Raw genomic sequence first — 17,861 nt, 5'->3', positions numbered from 1 at the left:
GATCGGTGGCGGCGCCTCACGCCAGCACGTCGGCGATGCGGCCGCGCCAGAAGGCCGCGTCCGGCACCATGCCCTGGCCCGCGCGGGCGTTGTCGGCCATGTGCTCCGGCCGGCTGGTGCCCGGGATGACGCAGGTCACCGCCGGCTGGGACAGCGTGAACTTCAGCAGCAGCTGGGCCCAGCTGGTGGCCCCGATCTCGGCGGCCCAGCCCGGCAGCGGCCGGTCGCGCAGGCGCCGCAGCAGGCCGCCGCCGCCGAAGGGCTGGTTGACGATCACCGCCACCCCGCGCTCGGCCGCCAGCGGCAGCAGACGGCGCTCGACCGCGCGGTCGTCGATCGAATAGTTGATCTGCAGGACGTCGAGCGGCTCGGCGCGCAGCACCGCCTCGACCTCGTCGAACGCGCTCGCGGTGTAGTGGGTGATGCCGACGTGACGGATGCGGCCCTCGGCCTTCCAGGCGCGTACCGTGTCGAGCTGGGTGCGCCAGTCGACCAGGTTGTGGACCTGCATGAGGTCGACGCGCCGCACGCCCAGCCGCTCGAACGACTGCGTCATCTGCGCGATGCCGGCGGCGCGGCCCCGGGTCCAGACCTTGGTCGCCAGGAAGACCGGAGGACGGGGCGCGGGCGCGGCGGCCAGCAGCTCGCCGGTGGTCTGCTCGGCGCGGCCATACATGGGCGAGCTGTCGAGCACGCGGCCACCGGCGTCGAACAGCGCCTGCAGCACGCCCGGCAGGCGCTGGTACTCGACGCTGCCGGGGGCGTGGTCGAAACCGATCCAGGTGCCGCAGCCGATCACCGGCAGGGCCTCGCCGGAGGAGGGGATGGAACGCGTGAGCATGGTGGTCGGGGCGCGGGTCGGCTCGGCGTCGCGCGGGGCGGGACCGGTGGCCGATGAAGTCCGGCCCTGGGCGCGGACGACGGGCGCCAGCACGGCCGCCGCCGCGATGCCGGCGGCGCCGCGCAGCAGCCGCGCGCGGGTCGGGTCGCGACGGGACGAGGGATCGGAAGGGGTCATGCCTGCGTGACGGAGCGAGAGAACGGGAGGGAACGCGAATTCGCGTCGCATGCAACAGATGTACCGGAATTTGTCCCGGTGGTCTGCAAGCCAAAGGCACCGGATCGCGACGATCGGATGGCCTTCATGGCAAATTCCCGCCCGGACCCATCCGCACCGGCCCGGCCGGTGCCCACAAGCAACGGAGACACACCCATGACATCCACGATGCCCCTGACCCGCCGGCTGGCCCTGCCGCTGCTCGCGACCCTGCTGGCCGCCCCGGCCTTCGCGCAGGGCGCCTATCCCGACAAGCCCGTCACCGTGGTCGTGCCCCAGGGCGCGGGCGGCGCCAACGACGCCATCGCGCGCATCGTGGTGCCCAAGCTGGCGACATTGCTGCAGCAGAGCGTGGTCATCGACAACCGGCCCGGCGCCGGCGGCAACATCGGCACCGCCTATGCCGCCAAGGCCCGGCCCGACGGCTACACGCTGGTGCTCACCACCAACAGCGCGCACGTGGTCAATCCCTGGCTCTACAAGAACATCGGCTTCGACCCGGTGAAGGACTTCGCGCCCATCGGCACCGTGGCGACGGCGGGCTACGTGCTGGTGGCCAACCCGTCCTTCCCGGCCAACTCGGTCAAGGAGCTGGTGGCGCGCGTGAAGGCCGCGCCGCCGGGGTCGATCAGCTACGCCTCGGCCGGCAATGGCACGCTCAACCACCTGATCGGCGAGATGCTCAAGAAGCAGGCCGGCATCGAGATGGTCCATGTGCCCTACCGGACCTCGGCGGCGGCGGTGACCGACGTGGTGGGCGGCCAGCTGCCGCTGTCGGTGCAGAGCCTGCCCTCTTCGATCGCCTTCATCAAGGCCAACAAGCTCAAGGTGCTGGCCGTGGCCAACGAGAAGCGCATCGCCGCGCTGCCCGACGTGCCGACCCTCGGCGAGACCCTGCCGGGCCTGGGCACCACGCCCTGGTACGGCCTGCTGGCGCCGGCGGGCACGCCCAAGCCGGTGATCGACCGGCTGCAGGCGGCGCTGGCGCAGGTGCTCGACAGCAAGGACGTGCAGGAACAGCTGGCGGCCCAGGGCTGCGAGGTCTTCAGGGGCACGCCGGCCGCGTTCGCGACCCTGATCCGCACCGAGCTGCCGCAATGGGAAGGCATCGTGAAGGCCTCGGGCGCGACGCTCGACTGAGGCGCCAGAATAGGATCAGGCAGTGGGGGAGGCAGCAGGGTGGGTGGTCTACCATGCGCCGTCCTGCCTGCCGGATCGTCTGTGCCCGAATGAAATCCTTGCTGCGGCGTCTCTATGAACGTGTCGTTCCCTTCCTCCGCCGGCGCGCGCCGTTGAGTCGACCACCCGAAGCGGTCGTGCCCCGGGTGCCGGAGCGGTGGACCCAGGAGCAGGCCATCCACGAAGGCCGCCGGATCGACTACCGGCTCTACGTGCCGCCGGTCCCGTCGGGCGCCCAGTCACCGCGCTCGCTGGTCCTCATGCTCCACGGCTGCCAGCAGGATCCGCTCGATTTCGCCACCGGCACCGGCATGAACGAACTGGCCCGCGCGCACAACGTGGTGCTGGTCTACCCCGAGCAGAAACACGCCGCCAACTCGCATGGCTGCTGGAACTGGTTCAAGCCCAATCACCAGCAGCGCGATCGCGGCGAGCCGGCCATGCTGGCGGGCCTGACGCGCGCGGTGATGCGCGCGCACGATGTCGATCCGGCGCGCGTGTATGTCGCCGGCCTCTCGGCGGGCGGTTCGATGGCCGCCATCCTGGCCGAATGCCATGCCGATCTGTTCGCGGCCGCGGGCGTGCATTCGGGCCTGCCGCGCGGCGCGGCCACGGACGCGATCGCGGCGCTGGCGGTGATGCGCCATGGCATGAAGCCGCTCGCCGGCCGGGTCGAGGGCCACGCGATGATCGTGTTCCAGGGCGATGCCGACGAGGTCGTGCATCCCGACAATGGCGTGGCGGTGGTCGAATCGGCCCGGGGTCTGGACCTGATGGGCGGGCCACCGGCCCGGCGCGTCACGGGCGCCTCGGCGCAGGGCCGGCGCTACACGCGCACCTGCCATCCCGCCACCGCCATGGGCGGGCCGGTCGAGCACTGGGAACTGCATGGCATCGGCCATGCCTGGTCGGGTGGCGACGCGCGTGGCAGCTACACCGATCCGGCCGGGATCTCGGCCAGCGCGGAGATGCTGCGCTTCTTCCTGGAGAACCCGCGCCGGGCGCGCGCCTGAGCGTCGCGCGGCGCGCCGGTCCGCGCCCCGGAGCCGGCCCGGCCTCAGTCGGCCTCAGTCGGCCTCAATCTTCGCGGCCTTGATCACCTCGGCCCAGCGCGTGGTCTCGGCCTTGACCAGCGCGTCCATCTGCTGCGGATTCAGGTAGTCGGCGGTGGCGCCCTGGTCCTGGGCCTTCTGCCTGAAGGCCGGGGTCGAGACCACCTTGGCGATGTCGGCGGACAGCTTGTCGACGATCGGCCGGGGCGTCTTGGCCGGCGCGAAGACGCCGAACCACGAGGTGGCGTCGAGCCGCGGCAGACCGGCCTCGGCGGTGGTCGGCACGTCCGGCAGGCTGGCCAGGCGGGTCTTGCCGGTGGTGGCCAGCACGCGCAGCTTGCCCGACTGGATGTGCGGCACGAAGGGCGGCGCGGTGCCGAAGGTCAGGTCGACCTGGCCGCCCAGCATGTCCTGCAGGGCCGGGCCGGTGCCCTTGTACGGGATGTGCGTGAGGCGGATGCCGGCCTGCTGCTCGAGCATCGCGCCGGTGGCGTGCTGCAGCGAGCCGTTGCCCGAGGAGGCGTAGTTCAGCTTGCCGGGATTCGCCTTGGCGTAGGCGATGAGTTCGGCCATGGTCTTGAATGGCAGGTCGGCGCGCACGACGACGATCTGCGGCGCCGACAGCACGTTGGCCACCGGCGTCAGGTCCTTGGCCTCCCACTGCAAGGTCTGCTTGCTGACCAGCGGCGTGATCACGTGGTAGCCGGAGTACTGCATCAGCAGCGTGTAGCCATCGGCTTCGGCGCGCTTGGCCGCCACGGCCGCGATGCCGCCGTTGGCGCCGCCCCGGTTGTCGACCACGACGGTCTGGCCGAGCGCCGTGCCCAGCGGCACGCCCAGCATGCGCGCGGCGAGGTCGGTGGTGCCGCCGGCGGCGGTGGGGACCAGCATCAGCACCGGCTTGTTCGGATAGCCGGCGGCCGCCGTCTGGGCCCGCGCGCCCGGCACGGCAACCGCCAGGGCGGCGAGCAGCAGGGCGGAAGCGGCCACGGTGCCGAAGGCACGGCGTGGGATCGCGATGGCGACGGCGCCCGGGCGCTTCGAAGCGGGGATGTGGATGGAATGAGTCATCTGCGGAAGTCTCTCTGTTCGTTCGTTGTTCGGTGAAGTGCGTGCCGGTGGCCCGCAGCAAGGCGTGGTCGCCGGGGAGTGCATCCGGGCCATGGCGTCCGGCCGAGGTGCAGGGGTCGCATGGCGGTCGGCGGGGCCGGCGGACCGGCGCCGCTGCGGGCGGCTCAGGTCTCGGTCGGCGTGCCCGCCTCGCGGGCATGGGCGCGGTCGCGCCAGGCCGCGAAGTCCGGCGGCGGCGCATGCAGGTCGAGGCGACGGCCGGCCTTGACGATCTGGCTCGGGATCTCGTGGCCGATGAGGCCCGGCAGGCGTTGCGCGGCCCGCAGCAGCAGCGACAGGTCGCAACCGGTGTCGTAGTCCATCAGTTCGAGCGCATGCACGATCTCCTCCGTGCAGACGTTGCCGCTCGCGCCCGGCGCATAGGGGCAGCCGCCGAGGCCGCCGAGCGAGGCGTCGAAGCGGTCGGCGCCGGCGTCGATCGAGGCCAGCACGTTGGCCAGGCCCATGCCGCGCGTGTTGTGGAAATGCAGGGTGAGCTCGGTGCCGGGCAGCCGCGCGCGGAACTCGCGCACCAGCGCCGCCACCTGCGTCGGGTAGGCCATGCCGGTGGTGTCGCACAGCGTGATGCCGCGCGCGCCGGCGTCGACGAAGCGCCGCGCCCAGTCCAGCACCACCGCCGGCGCGACATCGCCCTCCATCGGACAGCCGAAGACGCAGGACAGCGAGACGTTGACCGGCACGGCCGCCTCGCGCGCCATGTCGATCACGCCGGACAGCGCGGCGAAGGACTGGGCCCGCGTCATGCGCAGGTTGGCCAGGTTGTGGGTCTCGCTGGCCGACATCACCAGGTTCAGCTCGTCGGCGCGCGCCTCGATGGCGCGCTCGGCGCCGCGCCGGTTGGGCACCAGGCAGGTGTAGACCACGCCGGGCGCGCGCCGGATCTCGCGCAGCACGATCTCGGCATCGCGCAGGGCCGGGATGGCCTGGGGCGAGACGAAGGCCGTGGCCTCGATCTTGGCCAGTCCGGCCTCCGACAGCGCATCGACCAGCGCGATCTTGTCGGCCGTCGGCACGAACGCCGCTTCCATCTGCAGGCCGTCGCGCGGGCCGACCTCCTGCAGGTGCAGGCGGCGCCGGGCGCCACGCCAGAGATCGGCGGGGGTGTCGGTGGTGTGCATGGTCATGCGATGGCTCCTTTGGCGCGCAGCAGGGTGATCTGTTCGGTCGTGAGGCCGGCCTCGCGCAGCACGGCGTCGGTGTCTTCGCCCAGCCGTGGCGCGGGCGAGCGCACGGTGCCGGGGGTCAGCGACAGCTTGGGCACGATGCCGGGCACGTCGATCTCGTGGCCGTCGCGGGTGGTCTGGCGCAGGATCATGTCGCGGGCGCGGTAGTGCGGGTCCTCGTGGATGTCGCGCGCGGTGTAGACCTTGCCGGCCGGCACGCGGGCCTCGCCCAGCTGGGCCAGCACCTCCGCGATGGGGCGCGTCAGGGTCCATTCGCCGATGGCGGCATCCAGTTCCTCGACGCGCGCCACCCGGCCGGCATTGCCCTGCAGGTCGGCGGCGGTGGCGAGGTCGGGGCGGCCCACCACCTGCATCAGGCGGCGGAAGATGCTGTCGCCATTGCCGGCGATCAGCACATAGCCATCGACGCACCTGTAGGCGTTGGAGGGCGCGATGCCGGGCAGGGCGCTGCCGGCGGCCTCGCGCACCGCGCCGAAGGCGCTGTATTCGGGCAGCAGGCTCTCCATGACGTTGAACACCGCCTCGTGCAGGGCGACGTCGATCACCTGGCCCGGTCCGCCATGCGCCTTGCGGTGATAGAGCGCCAGCAGCACGCCGATCGTGCCGTGCAGCGCGGCCAGGGTGTCGCCGATCGACACGCCGACGCGCACCGGCACCCGGCCGGGCTCGCCGGTCAGATGGCGCAGCCCGCCCATCGCCTCGCCGATGGCGCCGAAGCCGGGCAGGTCGCGATAGGGACCGGTCTGTCCATAGCCGGAGATGCGCAGCATCACCAGGCCGGGATTGAGCGCGCGCAGTTCCTCCCAGCCCATGCCCCAGCTTTCGAGCGTGCCGGGGCGGAAGTTCTCGATCAGCACGTCGGCCTCGGCGATCAGGGCGCGCGCGATGTCCTGACCCTCGGTGGCGCGCAGGTCCAGCGCGACGGAGCGCTTGTTGCGCGATTGCACCTGCCACCAGACCGAGGTGCCATCCTGCAGCAGGCGCCAGTTGCGCAGCGGGTCGCCGCTCGATGGCGCCTCGATCTTGACGACATCGGCGCCGAACTCGCCCAGGGTCTTGCCGCAGAACGGACCGGCGATCAGCTGGCCCATCTCGACCACGCGCAGGCCGGCGAGCGCGCCGCCACCCGCAGCCCCGGCGGCGGGACGGGAGGAGGCATCGGCGGTGGCGAGGGTCGCGGCAGTGGCGGCGGTGGCGGTGGCATCGGTCATGGAGCGCGATGATGGCCAATCCCGCGCCGGGCGCAAAGCGGCCATTGACGACGCTGCCATCGTGATCCGCGATGGCGGCGCCACAACGGCGCGCCCGCCGGTGTGTAATGCCGGCCCATGAGACTTGATCCCGTATCGCTGCGCCTGTTCGTCGCCGTCATGGAGGAAGGCACCATCGCCGCCGCGGCGCGGCGCGAGCATTTCGCGCCGGCCGCGGTCAGCCATCGCGTCAGCGAGCTCGAGACGGCGCTGGGCACGGTGCTGTTCCAGCGCAGCAACAAGGGCACGGAAGCCACGGCCGCCGCCCACACCCTGCTGGGCCTGGCGCGTGGCGTGCTCCACGGCCTGGACGACATCGCCGAGCAGATGGCCGGCCACGCCGGCGGCCTGCGCGGGCACGTGCGCGTGTTCGCCAACATCTCCGCCATCACGCAGTTCCTGCCCGACGACCTGCGCAGCTTCATGGAAGCGGCGCCGCAGGTGCAGGTGCATCTTCAGGAGCGCATCAGCAGCGCCATCGCGCGCGCGGTGGCCGACAGCCGCGCCGACATCGGCATCCTGAACGCCGGCTCCTATGGCGAGGCGCTGACGGTGCTGCCCTATCGCAAGGACGAGCTGGTGCTGATCGTGCCGCGCGCGCACCCGTTGGCGGCGCGCCGCAAGGCGACCCTGCGCGACGCGCTGGCGCACGATTTCGTCGGCGCCCATCCGGGCAGCGCGGTCAACGACCAGCTGCACCGGGCGGCGGGCGAGCTCGGGCTGCCCTTGCGCCTGCGCATCCAGGTCAGCGGTTACGACGCCATGTCGCTGATGGTGGCCGCCGGCATGGGCATCGGCGTGCTGCCACGCCTGAGTGCCCGGCTGTATCTTTCAGCGCTGAATGTGCGCGCCGTGACCCTGGACGAGCCCTGGGCCCACCGGCAGCTGGTGGTGTGCGTGCGCTCACTCGACGCGCTGTCGCCGGCGGCGCGCAGCCTGGTCGATCACCTGTGCGTCACTTGACCGGGATGACGATCAGCTTCTCGCCCTCGGGCGTCTCCTTGAGCCGGGTCGGGGACCCCGTGGCCGCCGTGCCACCGGCGACCGGCACGCGGATCGAGGTCACGCTGGTGACGCCGCGCTGCGTCGTGAAGACGCTCAGGTAGCCGGCCGCCGCGTCCTGCAGCGTGACGTCGACTTCGAGCGTGGTGGCGCGCCCGGCCGGCAGCGCCAGGGGCCGGCCGTCCTGCAGCAGCACCAGGCCGCCGTCGGCCGCCAGGCGCACCGAGGCGCCGTCCGGATCGACGACGTCGTCGAGGACCAGCGTGACGCGCGCGGTCTGGCCCGGCGCGGTGGCGGCCGGCACCTGGTAGCGCACCGTGATGCCCGAGCCGTTGACCTTGCGCGGCGCGGTCTCCAGGCGCGTCGGCGTCCGGGCGTGCTCGCCCGTGGCGCGCGGAGCGACGCCATCGGCGCAGGCGGCCAGCGGCATGACCAGCCCCGCCAGCATCAGGCCGGCGAGGATCCCGGCGGCGGGGCGCTTCATTGGATGGTGACGGTGAAACATGGCGAGGCGATCGAGTCGTTGATGTCGTTGACGGAGATGACGATGTCGCCCGCCGGCAGCCGGGGGCTCACGCTGTCGGTGCTGCCGGAGGCGCTGGAGGCCGCGATCAGGCCGCTGCCGGCGCCCCACACCGCCAGCGACGGGTTGCTGCCGGCGCCACCGGTCGCGGTGATGGCATAGGTCCGGGCCGCGGGCGCCGTGAAGCGCAGGTAGGCGAAGTTGCCCAGGCGATTGCCGGTGCCGGCCTCGTAGTTCACGCAGACCTGCGTGCTGCCGCCGACCGTGACGCCGCGATAGAGCGGCAGGGCCGAGGGCACGCCGCCATTGTTGGTCTCGGACGTGCCGAAGGCGTCGTTCGTCGCCGGGCTGATGGCCTGGCCGCCCAGCAGCCGGGCCAGCACGGGCGCCTCGTTGGGCGAGGCGGCGCCATAGGCGGCCGCGAACGAATGGATCGACGTCACGGCCGCGCCGCGCCGCAGCGTTCCGGTGAAGGCGTCGTGGATGCCCTTGAAGCCGACCTGCTGGTTCAGGTTCCAGAGGATCGACTGGATCGAGTCCTCGCGGAACCAGCCCGGGCTGGGCACGGCCGCGTTCGACAGCGAGGTGCGCGCCGCCTGGGCCTGCTGCGGCCCGAAGGAGTCGGTGTAGTCGTCGCGCCCGAGCGCGATGCCCGACCAGGCATTGCCCCAGCCCTCGGAGAAGGCGACCCGGAAGTCGAGCCGGTCGTTGCTGGAGTGCGGGCCACCGATCGAGTCGTCGCGGCTGAACGCGGCCTGGTAGTAGTGCCCCCATTCGTGGGCGACGACCGAGGCGTCGTATTCGTCGGTGTCGACGTTCTCGCGGCCCAGCACATAGATGGCGAAGCCGCGGGCGTTGCTGGTGAAGGCGGTGCTGCCGATGTCGCCCTGCGCCGCGTTGCCGGCCGCCGGGCGGTTGTTGACGCTCCAGAACACCTGCAGCGGGGGGAAGGCCGTCGCCGGCGCGACCGACAGCAGCTTGGCCTGGGTGGTGTAGATGGTGTCGAGGATCGCGAACGGCGCGGCCGCGCGCGCTGCGCCATAGCCGTTGCCGGTCCAGCCCGAGGGCGCGGAGACATTGCGCACGAACGGGATGCTGCCGACGTCGAAGGCCGGCGTCTGCAGCGCGTAGATGGCATCGCCGTTGGTGTTGTCCCGCACCGAGACATCGGCGGCGGTGGCGCCGGCCGACTGGGTCGTCTGGGCCTTGATCCGCACCGAGACCGTCGAGTTCGGCCGCACGAAGGCGCGATACGCGCCATTGGCATTGGTGACCGTGGTGGCCACCGTGGCGCCGGCGCCATCGACGATCTCGACCACGGCGCCGCGGATCGGCTTGGCGCTGCCGGCCCCGTAGGTGAGACCGGCCCTGGTGCTGGGCACCGATTCGAAGGTGGCCACGCCGTCGATCGGCAGGGTGGCCGCCGGATCGCTGGCGGAGGCCGCCGGCGCGGCGGTGGATCCGGTCGCCGGCGCCGAGTCGCCGCCGCCGCCGCCGCCACAGGCGCTCAGCGTCAGCAGCAGTGCGAGGGCCCATCCGGGACGGAGACCGGGAGCATGTGACGGGCGGCGTTCCGTGTCACGGAGCCTTCGGGTGCTGTGGATTTGTTTCATTGGGAACGAGATGACACTGATCGTGTCCGTGATGACTTGCAAATTGTCCGATGGCGCGCGTCGTCTTCGCCTGCGCTGGCGCAAAGACATGGGCAATCGTGATGGATCTGGCAGATGACGGGCGAGGACCGTCCCGGCGGTCCCGGTCCGCCGTTCAGGTGTCCAGGCGTTCGGCCCAGGCCAGCGCCTGCCCGTGCGCCCGCATCGCGTGCGCCTGCGTGATGCCGAAGCGCTCGGCCAGGATCGCCAGCGTCGCCATGTCGTTCTTCTCGCAGGCCCGCGCGATCTGGAGGTAGCGCGCCAGCGGTCCGCGATCGCGCAGCACGGTGTCGATCACCACCGTGGGCAGGCTGAGCAGGCCCAGCGCCTGTTCGAGCGGCACCTGCAGCAGCACGTCCAGCATCGAGAACATCCCGGCGATGAAAGCCAGATCGCCCTCGGCGGGCGACAGCACGTCGCGCACCAGCAGTTCCATCAGCCGTCCGCGTACCACCGCCAGCGTGCTGGCCGCCGGGGCGACATCGCCGACCCGGGTGCGTGCCAGCAGCAGGGCGGTCCAGCGCAGGAGCCGGGTCATGCCCATCGTCATGACCGCATGCCTGAACGAGGTGACCTCGGTCTGCCGGCCGAAGCCGGCGGTGTTGATGTGGCGCAGCAGTTCGTAGCTGATGGTCGGGTGGAGCCTCAGCAGGGCCTCGATCTCCGCCACGTCGGCGTCCTGCGCGACCTGGTTCAGCAATTCGAGCAGGCCGGCATGGCCGACCGGCGCCACGGCCGTCCGACGCGTGGGCTCGGCGAACCAGAGTCCCTCGTACAGCGCCACGCCGGCTGTGGCGAGCGCATCGAAGACGGCGGGCGTGCGGACCTGGACGGCGACCGTGGTCGCCTTCTGCCGGCTCTCGATGGCCTTGGCCACCGCGGCGGCTCGACCGACCTCCAGCGACCCCATGTCGAGGATCACGAAGGACGTCAGCGGCAGGAAGGCCGCGTGCGTGGTCTGCAGGAGCTTGACGTCGAACGCCAGCCTGAAACCCTGGCTCCGCACCGCTTCGAGCGTCGCGCGTTCCTGCAGCAGCTGGGGCGAGGCCATGCCGGCGATCTCCCGCACGTCGAAGACGGTGGTCGTCGGATCGAGGCCGGCGAAGTCCCCGGCCGCGAGCTCGGCGCAGGTGCAGCGCACGAACGTCGGTTTGGCGAAGGTCATCGCATCGTCCTCGACGTCCGCCTCCGAGGGTGCGACGACGCTCGCCGTCTCCCAGCCGCGCGGACGCAGCGGCGAGATCCGGTAGCCGGCCACCCGGCCATCGACATCCACCATGATGCGGCGCACCGCCGTCGCCGTCGCCATCGGCATCGGAGATGGTGCGGCCTGCCAAGGCGATTGCGTCTGCAGCGGTGGCGCCATGGAGATCGGGTGTCGAGTGGGTGAAATGATGGAAGGACGACGAGGGGAAAAACGCGGAATGCTTTTTCCTTACCTCATTCTTCGGCCACTCACGCTCGAACTTTAGGCCAGTCCGTTGAGATGTTCGTAAAGGATCGCACAGCCGATGCCGATCAACAGGACACCGCCCAGCCCCTCGGCCCAGCGCCCGGCGATGTTGCCGAGCACACGCCCGACCATCACGCCCAGCGTGACCATGACGAAGGTGGTGAACCCGATCGCCAATGCCACCGGGACGATGTTGACGTCCAGGAAGGCCAGGCCGACCCCGACCGCCATCGCATCGATGCTGGTCGCGAAACCGGTGATGGCCAGCAGCCAGAAGCCGTGGCGCGCGGGTTTCTCTTCCTCCGATGTCTCGTCCGCGTTCAAGGCGGCCAGGACCATGCGCAGTCCGAGCAGTGTCAGGAGGCCGAAGGCGATCCAGTGGTCCCAGGTCTTGACATAGCTGGCGGCCGCATAGCCGAGTCCCCAGCCGATCAGTGGCGTGAGGGCTTCGATGACGCCGAAGATGCCACCGGTGCGCAGGGCTTCCGACCAACGGGGTTTCTGGAGTGCCGTGCCCTTGATGACGGCGGCGGCGAAGGCATCGGTGGACATCGCCAGTGCGAGCACGGCGGTGGAAGCGAGATTCATGGAGCGGAACGTTTTCGGCCGGGCGAGCGCAAGGGCATGCCTCCGCTGCCCGACCTGCGTCGCGGTGACATGCCGATGGTCTCGCCGACCGTTCAACGGCTGCCCGCGCCACGGCATGCGACATGCCGAGTATGTTGACACGGGCGCTTTCAGGAGATGAAAGCTGGCTACTCCCCAAGGGAGCAGCGAGTCTAGCCGCTCGAGACCGCCGCACGGCGCGATGCGTCAGTCTTTCGCTTTCAAAAGTGGCCGAAATTCACGCGGCCGAGGGCAGCGAAGCCCTGCGATTGCCATCCAGTGAATAGAGCGGCACCTGCTTTTCCGATGGCGTCAAGGTCGGTTCGGCGACCTTTTCCTCGGATTCCACGTGCTGGGGCCGGAACACCTCGGCCTCGAGACGCTGGACCCGCTCGGCATACATGCGTGCCAACGCACCGTGGTGCTCCGCCGCGGCTTCATGCTCCAGGCGAGCCATCTGGGCTTCGTGAAGCATGAGAACCGCCCTCTTGAGGTGTGCACTGGGATGAGCACTGAAGAGATTGAAAAACATCAAAGACCTCTTAGCCGAAATTGGATGCACAGATCATCCACAACTTTTGTACTTGTGACATGTCAGAAACGTCCTATAGGCAAAACAAAGTACTAATTAACTACATTCGCCACAAAACCTAACGAGCAAATTGGTATTACTTTTGTTCGTTCTTTCATTCAGCATGATCGACTGGCGCGGCGCAGGTGGCGGTAGATGGTGCTTCGATGGACGCCCAACTGCGCCGCCGCCCGGGCGACATTGCCGGCGGCGGCGCGCAGGGCCTGCTCGATCGCCTGTTGGGCGACATCGGCGAGCGGCGCGGCAGGGGCGGAGGGCGGCATCGCGGCCGATGCATGCGGCATCGATGCCGGGGGCGCCAGCAGACGCGCCGGCAGCGCGTCGCGTCCCACCTCGGTGCCGGCATCGGCCAGGGCGACCAGCGTCCGCAGCACGTTGACGAGTTCCCTGACATTGCCCGGCCAGGCATGGCGCCACAGCGTGTCGAGGGCGTCGTCGCCCAATACCAGCCGCTTGTCGCGGCCGCCGACGTCGCCGAAGACGCGCTGGATCAACGCCTCCTTGTCCTGGCGCTCGCGCAGACTCGGCAGACGGGCCTCGTAGCCGTCGATGCGGAACATCAGGTCGCTGCGGAAGCGGCCTGCCTCGGCGAGCGCGGCGAGGTCGCAGTGGGTCGCGCAGACGAGCTGGAAGTCGACCCGCACGGCCCGGCCGCCCCCCAGGGGCTGCACGTTGCGGTCCTCCAGCACGCGCAGCAGGCGGGTCTGCAGCGCCAGCGGCATGTCGCCGATCTCGTCGAGCATCAGGGTGCCGCCGGCGGCCTCGCGGATGCGCCCGACCGCGCCCTGGCGCCGGGCCCCGGTGAAGGCGCCTTCCTCGTAGCCGAACAGCTCGGACTCGATCAGGTTCTCCGGCAGGGCGGCGCAATTCACGATCACCAGTGGACCCTCCCGACGCCGGCTGGCCGCGTGCAGCCGGCGGGTGAAGACCTCCTTGCCGACGCCGGTCTCCCCGGTCACCAGCACGGCGACGCCGGCGTCGAGGACCTTGGTGGCTTGCGCGAGCGCTCGTGCGATGCGCGGATCCTCGGCGCGATCGACGTCATCGGCGATCGGGGCCGCGGCCGGGCCGGCGCCCGCGATCAGCGGCGGCTTCGCGGGCCGCGCCGCGATCGTGGGGAGCACCAGGCGGGCGCCTTCGCGCAGCCGCCTCGCCACGACCGGCTGCCCGCCCGGCAGGACGAGGCCGAAGTCCTCGCCGCCGCCGCGGCCCCAGGCGCGGCCGAGGCAGTCGTCGGCCGGCTGGTCCAGCACGTCCTCGATCGAGCGGCCGAGCAGGGTCAGCGCGATCCGGTTGGCGGCGGCGACGCGGCCGTCGACGATCGTCAGCAGGCCCTCGCGCGGGCTGCCCAGCACGGCGGGCTTGAGATGGAAGCGCAGCAGGTCGCCGGTCGCCTGGACCAGCATCATCCGGTGCTCGATCTGCTGCGACGCCATGCGCACCAGCCCGAGGGTGTGGCCATCGATGCGGATGGCGTCGCCGGAGATGTCCAGCACGCCGACGATCTCGCCCCGCCCGCCGAAGATCGGCGCCGCCGCGCAGCCCAGCGTGCCGTGGCCCGACAGGAAATGCTCGCCGCCGAGGATGGCGAGCGGCCGCCGCTCCACCAGCACGGTGCCGATGGCATTGGTGCCGCAGCGCTGCTCCGACCATTCGACGCCCGGCAGCAGCGCCGCGCGTTCGGCCTTGGGCAGGAAGTCGGGGCTGCCGACCTCGTCGAGGATCAGGCCGGCGGCGTCGGTGACGATCACCACGCAGCCCTGGCCGATGGCGTGCTCGGCCAGGGCGTCGAGTTCGGGCTGGGCGCTCGCCAGCAGCAGGCGCGCGGCCTCGCGACGCTGGTCGAGCGCCGCGCCGTCGAGCGGCGTCGAGGCCATGGTCCAGACCCCGGCGCCCCGCGAACGCGCCCACGAGCGGGCGACGTGCGACGCGATGTCCTCGCCCGGCATGCGGCCCTGGTTGAAGAACAGTTCGCGCGCTCGATCGGTCCGCCGCACCATGCCCGTCGCATTGCCCATTCGTCGTCTCCGGCTTGTCGCGCGCCGTCGCACTTCGCGACCGGCTCCCCGCACTGTGTCGCAGTTGGCGACATCGATCAATGCGGGTTGCCGCTGGTTCTGGGGGCATCGCACGTCGGCCGCGCGTCGCGCGCCCCGGCTGCAGGGGGCGGTGTCGAAGGGGCCGGGGACGTCTCAGGGATAGTCCCTAGAAAAGCCGGTACGCCGGTTGCATGGAGCGTGGCGTCGCGCCCGTCGGCCGACCTTTTCGATCCTTCACCAACGACCCAGGAGACATGACCATGGACATGCTGGAACCCGGCAAATTCGGTACCGAGGTGCCATTCCGCAAGCGCTACGACAACTTCATCGGCGGCCAGTGGGTGGCGCCCGTCGAGGGCCGCTATTTCGAGAACGTCACGCCGGTGACCGGCAAGGTGTTCTGCGAGATCGCCCGCTCGAGCGCGGCCGATGTCGAGCGCGCGCTCGATGCCGCGCATGGCGCCAAGGCGGCCTGGGGCCGGACCTCGCCGACCGAGCGCGCCAATGCCCTGCTCAAGATCGCCGACCGCATGGAGCAGAACCTGCCGATGCTGGCCATGGCCGAGACCTGGGACAACGGCAAGCCGATCCGCGAGACCACGCTGGCCGACATGCCGCTGGCGGTCGACCACTTCCGCTATTTCGCCTCGTGCATCCGGGCCCAGGAGGGCGGCATCAGCGAGATCGACGCCAAGACCTATGCCTATCATTTCCACGAGCCGCTGGGCGTCGTCGGCCAGATCATCCCGTGGAACTTCCCGATCCTGATGGCGGTGTGGAAGCTGGCGCCGGCGCTCGCGGCGGGGAACTGCGTGGTGCTCAAGCCCGCCGAGCAGACGCCGGCGTCGATCCTGGTCCTGATGGAGCTCATCGGCGACCTGCTGCCTCCGGGTGTGATCAACGTCGTCAACGGCTTCGGCCTGGAATGCGGCAAGCCGCTCGCATCGAGCAACCGCATCGCCAAGATCGCCTTCACCGGCGAGACGACCACCGGCCGGCTGATCATGCAGTACGCCAGCCAGAACATCATTCCGGTGACGCTGGAGCTGGGCGGCAAGTCGCCCAACGTCTTCTTCGACGACGTGATGGCCAAGGACGACAGCTTCCTGGACAAGGCGCTCGAGGGCTTCGCGATGTTCGCGCTCAACCAGGGCGAGGTCTGCACCTGCCCGAGTCGAGCGCTGGTGCAGGAGTCGATCTACGAGCGCTTCATGGAGAAGGCGGTCAAGCGCGTCGAGGCCATCAAGCAGGGCAGCCCACTCGACATGGCCACCATGATCGGGGCGCAGGCCTCCAGCGAGCAGCTGGAGAAGATCCTGTCGTACCTGGACATCGGCAAGCAGGAAGGCGCGCGGGCGCTCACCGGCGGCGAGCGCAACCTGCTCGAGGGCGAGCTCGAGGGCGGCTACTACGTCAAGCCGACGATCTTCGCCGGCCACAACAAGATGCGGATCTTCCAGGAGGAGATCTTCGGCCCGGTGGTCTCGGTCACCACCTTCAAGACCGAGGAGGAAGCCCTGGAGATCGCCAACGACACGCTCTACGGCCTGGGCGCGGGCGTCTGGAGCCGCGACGCCAACCGCGCCTTCCGGATGGGTCGCGGGATCCAGGCCGGCAGGGTCTGGACCAACTGCTATCACCACTATCCGGCGCACGCGGCCTTCGGTGGCTACAAGTCCTCGGGCATCGGCCGCGAGAACCACAAGATGATGCTCGACCACTACCAGCAGACCAAGAACCTGCTGGTGAGCTACGACGAATCGCCGATGGGGTTCTTTTGAGCGAGGGTGAGCTCGACCTGCGCCGCGTGGTCTGCACGCCGGCGGCGGTGGATCTCATCCGCACGGTGCGCGCCCGGCACGGGCCGGTGATGTTCCACCAGTCCGGCGGCTGCTGCGATGGCAGCGCGCCGATGTGCTACCCGCAGGGGGAGTTCCACATCGGCGACTACGACCGGCTGCTCGGCGAGATCGACGGCGCGCCGTTCTACATCAGCGGACCGCAGTTCGAGTACTGGCGGCACACGCAGCTGATCATCGATGTCGTGCCGGGGCGCGGCGGCATGTTCTCGCTGGAGGGCCCGGAGGGACTCCGGTTCCTGACGCGGTCGCGGCTGTTCACCGACGAGGAAGCGGCCCGGCTGGAGGCGCTGGAACGCTCCTGAGCCACCGCCGGAGGCGACGCGCTAGCCGAGGAAGCGCAGCAGCTGCGCGTTCACCTCGGCGGCGCGCTCGAACTGCGCCCAGTGCCCGGCACCTTCGATCACCGCGCCGGCGCGCGCGGGATGGCCGGCCAGCAGTGACTCGACCAGTGGTCGCGGATCGGCGGTGACGTCGAACTCGCCCCACAGCAGCAGCTGCGGTCCGCCCAGGCTTTCGAGCGCATCCTGCAGTCCGCCCGCGAGCGAGACTTCCTTGCTGCGGAAGCGCGTGGCATGGCAGGCAATGTCGTGGATGGCGAAGGCCAGCGGATCGATGGCCTCCTTGTCGTGCAGCATCAGCGCCGCGAGGTTGTGCAGCAGCGCGGCGCGCTCGGCATCCCGGTCGTCGGCCTGACGCCAGTTGACCATCTCCACCGCCATGCGCCGCAGCGTGCCATGGCCGCCGCTGCCGACCAGCGCCAGGCGGCGGATCGCGCCGCGGCGCAGGGCCCATTGCGAGGCGACGAAACCGCCGAACGAGAAGCCGCCCAGGTCGATCGGCGTGCCAGGATCGACCAAGGTGTCGAAGCTGCCGGCCAGTGCCTCCAGCAAGGGCTCCAGCGGCGGCTGGCCGGAGGCCGGCGCTGGTGGCGCGTCGGACTCGTGATAGCCCGGCAGGTCGGGAATCCAGAGCGTCCTGCTGGCGGCGAGCGCCTCGATGTTGCGGATCCAGTGCATCCAGCTGCCATGGCCGCCATGCAGCAGCACCAGCGGGGGCGCGGTGATCGCCGCCGCCGCCGGACCGAAGCGGCGCCAGCGCACGCTCGTGTCGCGCCAGACGGCGTAGTGATGCGTCGACAAGGCGTCGAGGCGCTGGATCTCGGCGTGCGCGCGCACGTCCTCCTGGGGGTCGAAGGTCTGGAAATAGGGCACCGCGACATTGTGCCGAAAGCTTCATTTCGTCGGATCGGTTCCGATGCATGCGCGCGTCATCGGTTCGC

16 protein-coding genes and 1 riboswitch are annotated in these 17,861 nt (G+C 70.6%); of the genes, 5 read left to right on the top strand and 11 right to left on the bottom strand.

The features are described 5' to 3' along the window. Nucleotides 1-16: 16 nt before the first annotated feature. Nucleotides 17-1,018, bottom strand: coding sequence for an aldo/keto reductase (locus AC1MLT_RS20505; RefSeq protein WP_481036096.1), 1,002 nt, complete (start codon nt 1,016-1,018; stop codon nt 17-19). A 195-nt stretch (nt 1,019-1,213) separates the two neighbouring features. On the opposite strand from AC1MLT_RS20505, the gene AC1MLT_RS20500 reads away from it, so the two are divergent. Together AC1MLT_RS20500 and AC1MLT_RS20495 are read left to right on the top strand one after the other, a co-directional pair. Next, nucleotides 1,214-2,197 carry a Bug family tripartite tricarboxylate transporter substrate binding protein gene (locus tag AC1MLT_RS20500; RefSeq protein WP_481036095.1) on the top strand — a complete coding sequence of 328 codons (984 nt, stop codon included), beginning with the start codon at nt 1,214-1,216 and terminating at the stop codon, nt 2,195-2,197. 152 nt (nt 2,198-2,349) lie between these two features. Then, nucleotides 2,350-3,249, top strand: coding sequence for an extracellular catalytic domain type 1 short-chain-length polyhydroxyalkanoate depolymerase (locus AC1MLT_RS20495; protein ID WP_481036094.1), 900 nt, complete (start codon nt 2,350-2,352; stop codon nt 3,247-3,249). 54 nt (nt 3,250-3,303) lie between these two features. On the opposite strand, the gene AC1MLT_RS20490 is transcribed toward AC1MLT_RS20495, so the two are convergent. From AC1MLT_RS20490 to AC1MLT_RS20480, 3 genes are all read right to left on the bottom strand, one after another. Then, entirely contained in the window at nt 3,304-4,359 is a 1,056-nt protein-coding gene (locus AC1MLT_RS20490) for a Bug family tripartite tricarboxylate transporter substrate binding protein (protein WP_481036093.1), read from the bottom strand. Nucleotides 4,360-4,523: 164 nt separating this feature from the next. Next, complete coding sequence (locus AC1MLT_RS20485; RefSeq protein ID WP_481036425.1) at nt 4,524-5,537, bottom strand: hydroxymethylglutaryl-CoA lyase; 1,014 nt, start codon at nt 5,535-5,537, stop codon at nt 4,524-4,526. A gap of 2 nt (nt 5,538-5,539) precedes the next feature. After that, nucleotides 5,540-6,814, bottom strand: coding sequence for a CaiB/BaiF CoA transferase family protein (locus AC1MLT_RS20480; RefSeq protein ID WP_481036092.1), 1,275 nt, complete (start codon nt 6,812-6,814; stop codon nt 5,540-5,542). 117 nt (nt 6,815-6,931) lie between these two features. On the opposite strand from AC1MLT_RS20480, the gene AC1MLT_RS20475 reads away from it, so the two are divergent. Beyond that, nucleotides 6,932-7,816 carry a LysR family transcriptional regulator gene (locus tag AC1MLT_RS20475; RefSeq protein WP_481036090.1) on the top strand — a complete coding sequence of 295 codons (885 nt, stop codon included), beginning with the start codon at nt 6,932-6,934 and terminating at the stop codon, nt 7,814-7,816. Here AC1MLT_RS20475 and AC1MLT_RS20470 read toward each other — a convergent pair. The 6 genes from AC1MLT_RS20470 to AC1MLT_RS20445 all read right to left on the bottom strand — a co-directional run bounded on the left by AC1MLT_RS20470 (nt 7,809) and on the right by AC1MLT_RS20445 (nt 14,699). Next, nucleotides 7,809-8,339, bottom strand: coding sequence for a hypothetical protein (locus AC1MLT_RS20470; protein WP_481036088.1), 531 nt, complete (start codon nt 8,337-8,339; stop codon nt 7,809-7,811). The genes AC1MLT_RS20475 and AC1MLT_RS20470 overlap by 8 nt on opposite strands. Next, on the bottom strand, nt 8,336-9,991 hold the full coding sequence (locus AC1MLT_RS20465; RefSeq protein ID WP_481036086.1) for a carboxypeptidase-like regulatory domain-containing protein: 1,656 nt from the start codon (nt 9,989-9,991) through the stop codon (nt 8,336-8,338). The genes AC1MLT_RS20470 and AC1MLT_RS20465 overlap by 4 nt, the downstream gene beginning before the upstream one ends. Before the next feature lie 154 nt (nt 9,992-10,145). After that, the gene (locus AC1MLT_RS20460; RefSeq protein ID WP_481036085.1) at nt 10,146-11,345 is read right to left on the bottom strand and encodes an EAL and HDOD domain-containing protein; all 1,200 of its coding nucleotides are present in this window, start codon (nt 11,343-11,345) and stop codon (nt 10,146-10,148) included. Between the two features lie 153 nt (nt 11,346-11,498). Further along, nucleotides 11,499-12,071: a manganese efflux pump MntP gene (gene mntP, locus AC1MLT_RS20455; RefSeq protein ID WP_481036083.1), complete on the bottom strand. Its 573-nt coding sequence runs from the start codon at nt 12,069-12,071 to the stop codon at nt 11,499-11,501. A 6-nt stretch (nt 12,072-12,077) separates the two neighbouring features. Next, a riboswitch (yybP-ykoY riboswitch) is annotated at nt 12,078-12,254 on the bottom strand. 73 nt (nt 12,255-12,327) lie between these two features. Beyond that, nucleotides 12,328-12,621: a hypothetical protein gene (locus AC1MLT_RS20450; protein ID WP_481036082.1), complete on the bottom strand. Its 294-nt coding sequence runs from the start codon at nt 12,619-12,621 to the stop codon at nt 12,328-12,330. A 158-nt stretch (nt 12,622-12,779) separates the two neighbouring features. Next, complete coding sequence (locus AC1MLT_RS20445) at nt 12,780-14,699, bottom strand: sigma-54-dependent Fis family transcriptional regulator (protein WP_481036081.1); 1,920 nt, start codon at nt 14,697-14,699, stop codon at nt 12,780-12,782. Between the two features lie 281 nt (nt 14,700-14,980). Between AC1MLT_RS20445 and adh the strand changes: the two genes are divergently transcribed. Together adh and AC1MLT_RS20435 are read left to right on the top strand one after the other, a co-directional pair. Next, the gene (adh, locus tag AC1MLT_RS20440; protein WP_481036080.1) at nt 14,981-16,501 is read left to right on the top strand and encodes an aldehyde dehydrogenase; all 1,521 of its coding nucleotides are present in this window, start codon (nt 14,981-14,983) and stop codon (nt 16,499-16,501) included. Beyond that, nucleotides 16,498-16,884, top strand: a complete 387-nt coding sequence (locus tag AC1MLT_RS20435) for a DUF779 domain-containing protein (RefSeq protein WP_481036079.1) — start codon at nt 16,498-16,500, stop codon at nt 16,882-16,884. Before adh ends, AC1MLT_RS20435 begins: the two co-directional genes overlap by 4 nt. A gap of 21 nt (nt 16,885-16,905) precedes the next feature. Here AC1MLT_RS20435 and AC1MLT_RS20430 read toward each other — a convergent pair whose 3' ends face one another. Next, entirely contained in the window at nt 16,906-17,793 is an 888-nt protein-coding gene (locus tag AC1MLT_RS20430) for an alpha/beta fold hydrolase (RefSeq protein WP_481036077.1), read from the bottom strand. Between the last annotated feature and the right edge of the window lie 68 nt (nt 17,794-17,861).

Source organism: Variovorax sp. PEI5, assembly GCF_056679935.1.
This window is presented reverse-complemented; position numbering and strand designations above follow the sequence as displayed.

Coding starts and splice junctions, on each gene's coding strand:
- AC1MLT_RS20450 (WP_481036082.1), bottom strand. CDS start 12,621: ATGTTTTTCAATCTCTTCAGTGCTCATCCCAGTGCACACCTCAAGAGG.
- AC1MLT_RS20470 (WP_481036088.1), bottom strand. CDS start 8,339: ATGAAGCGCCCCGCCGCCGGGATCCTCGCCGGCCTGATGCTGGCGGGG.
- AC1MLT_RS20500 (WP_481036095.1), top strand. CDS start 1,214: ATGACATCCACGATGCCCCTGACCCGCCGGCTGGCCCTGCCGCTGCTC.
- AC1MLT_RS20460 (WP_481036085.1), bottom strand. CDS start 11,345: ATGCCGATGGCGACGGCGACGGCGGTGCGCCGCATCATGGTGGATGTC.
- AC1MLT_RS20465 (WP_481036086.1), bottom strand. CDS start 9,991: ATGAAACAAATCCACAGCACCCGAAGGCTCCGTGACACGGAACGCCGC.
- AC1MLT_RS20505 (WP_481036096.1), bottom strand. CDS start 1,018: ATGACCCCTTCCGATCCCTCGTCCCGTCGCGACCCGACCCGCGCGCGG.
- AC1MLT_RS20485 (WP_481036425.1), bottom strand. CDS start 5,537: ATGCACACCACCGACACCCCCGCCGATCTCTGGCGTGGCGCCCGGCGC.
- mntP (WP_481036083.1), bottom strand. CDS start 12,071: ATGAATCTCGCTTCCACCGCCGTGCTCGCACTGGCGATGTCCACCGAT.
- AC1MLT_RS20490 (WP_481036093.1), bottom strand. CDS start 4,359: ATGACTCATTCCATCCACATCCCCGCTTCGAAGCGCCCGGGCGCCGTC.
- AC1MLT_RS20475 (WP_481036090.1), top strand. CDS start 6,932: ATGAGACTTGATCCCGTATCGCTGCGCCTGTTCGTCGCCGTCATGGAG.
- adh (WP_481036080.1), top strand. CDS start 14,981: ATGGACATGCTGGAACCCGGCAAATTCGGTACCGAGGTGCCATTCCGC.
- AC1MLT_RS20480 (WP_481036092.1), bottom strand. CDS start 6,814: ATGACCGATGCCACCGCCACCGCCGCCACTGCCGCGACCCTCGCCACC.
- AC1MLT_RS20445 (WP_481036081.1), bottom strand. CDS start 14,699: ATGGGCAATGCGACGGGCATGGTGCGGCGGACCGATCGAGCGCGCGAA.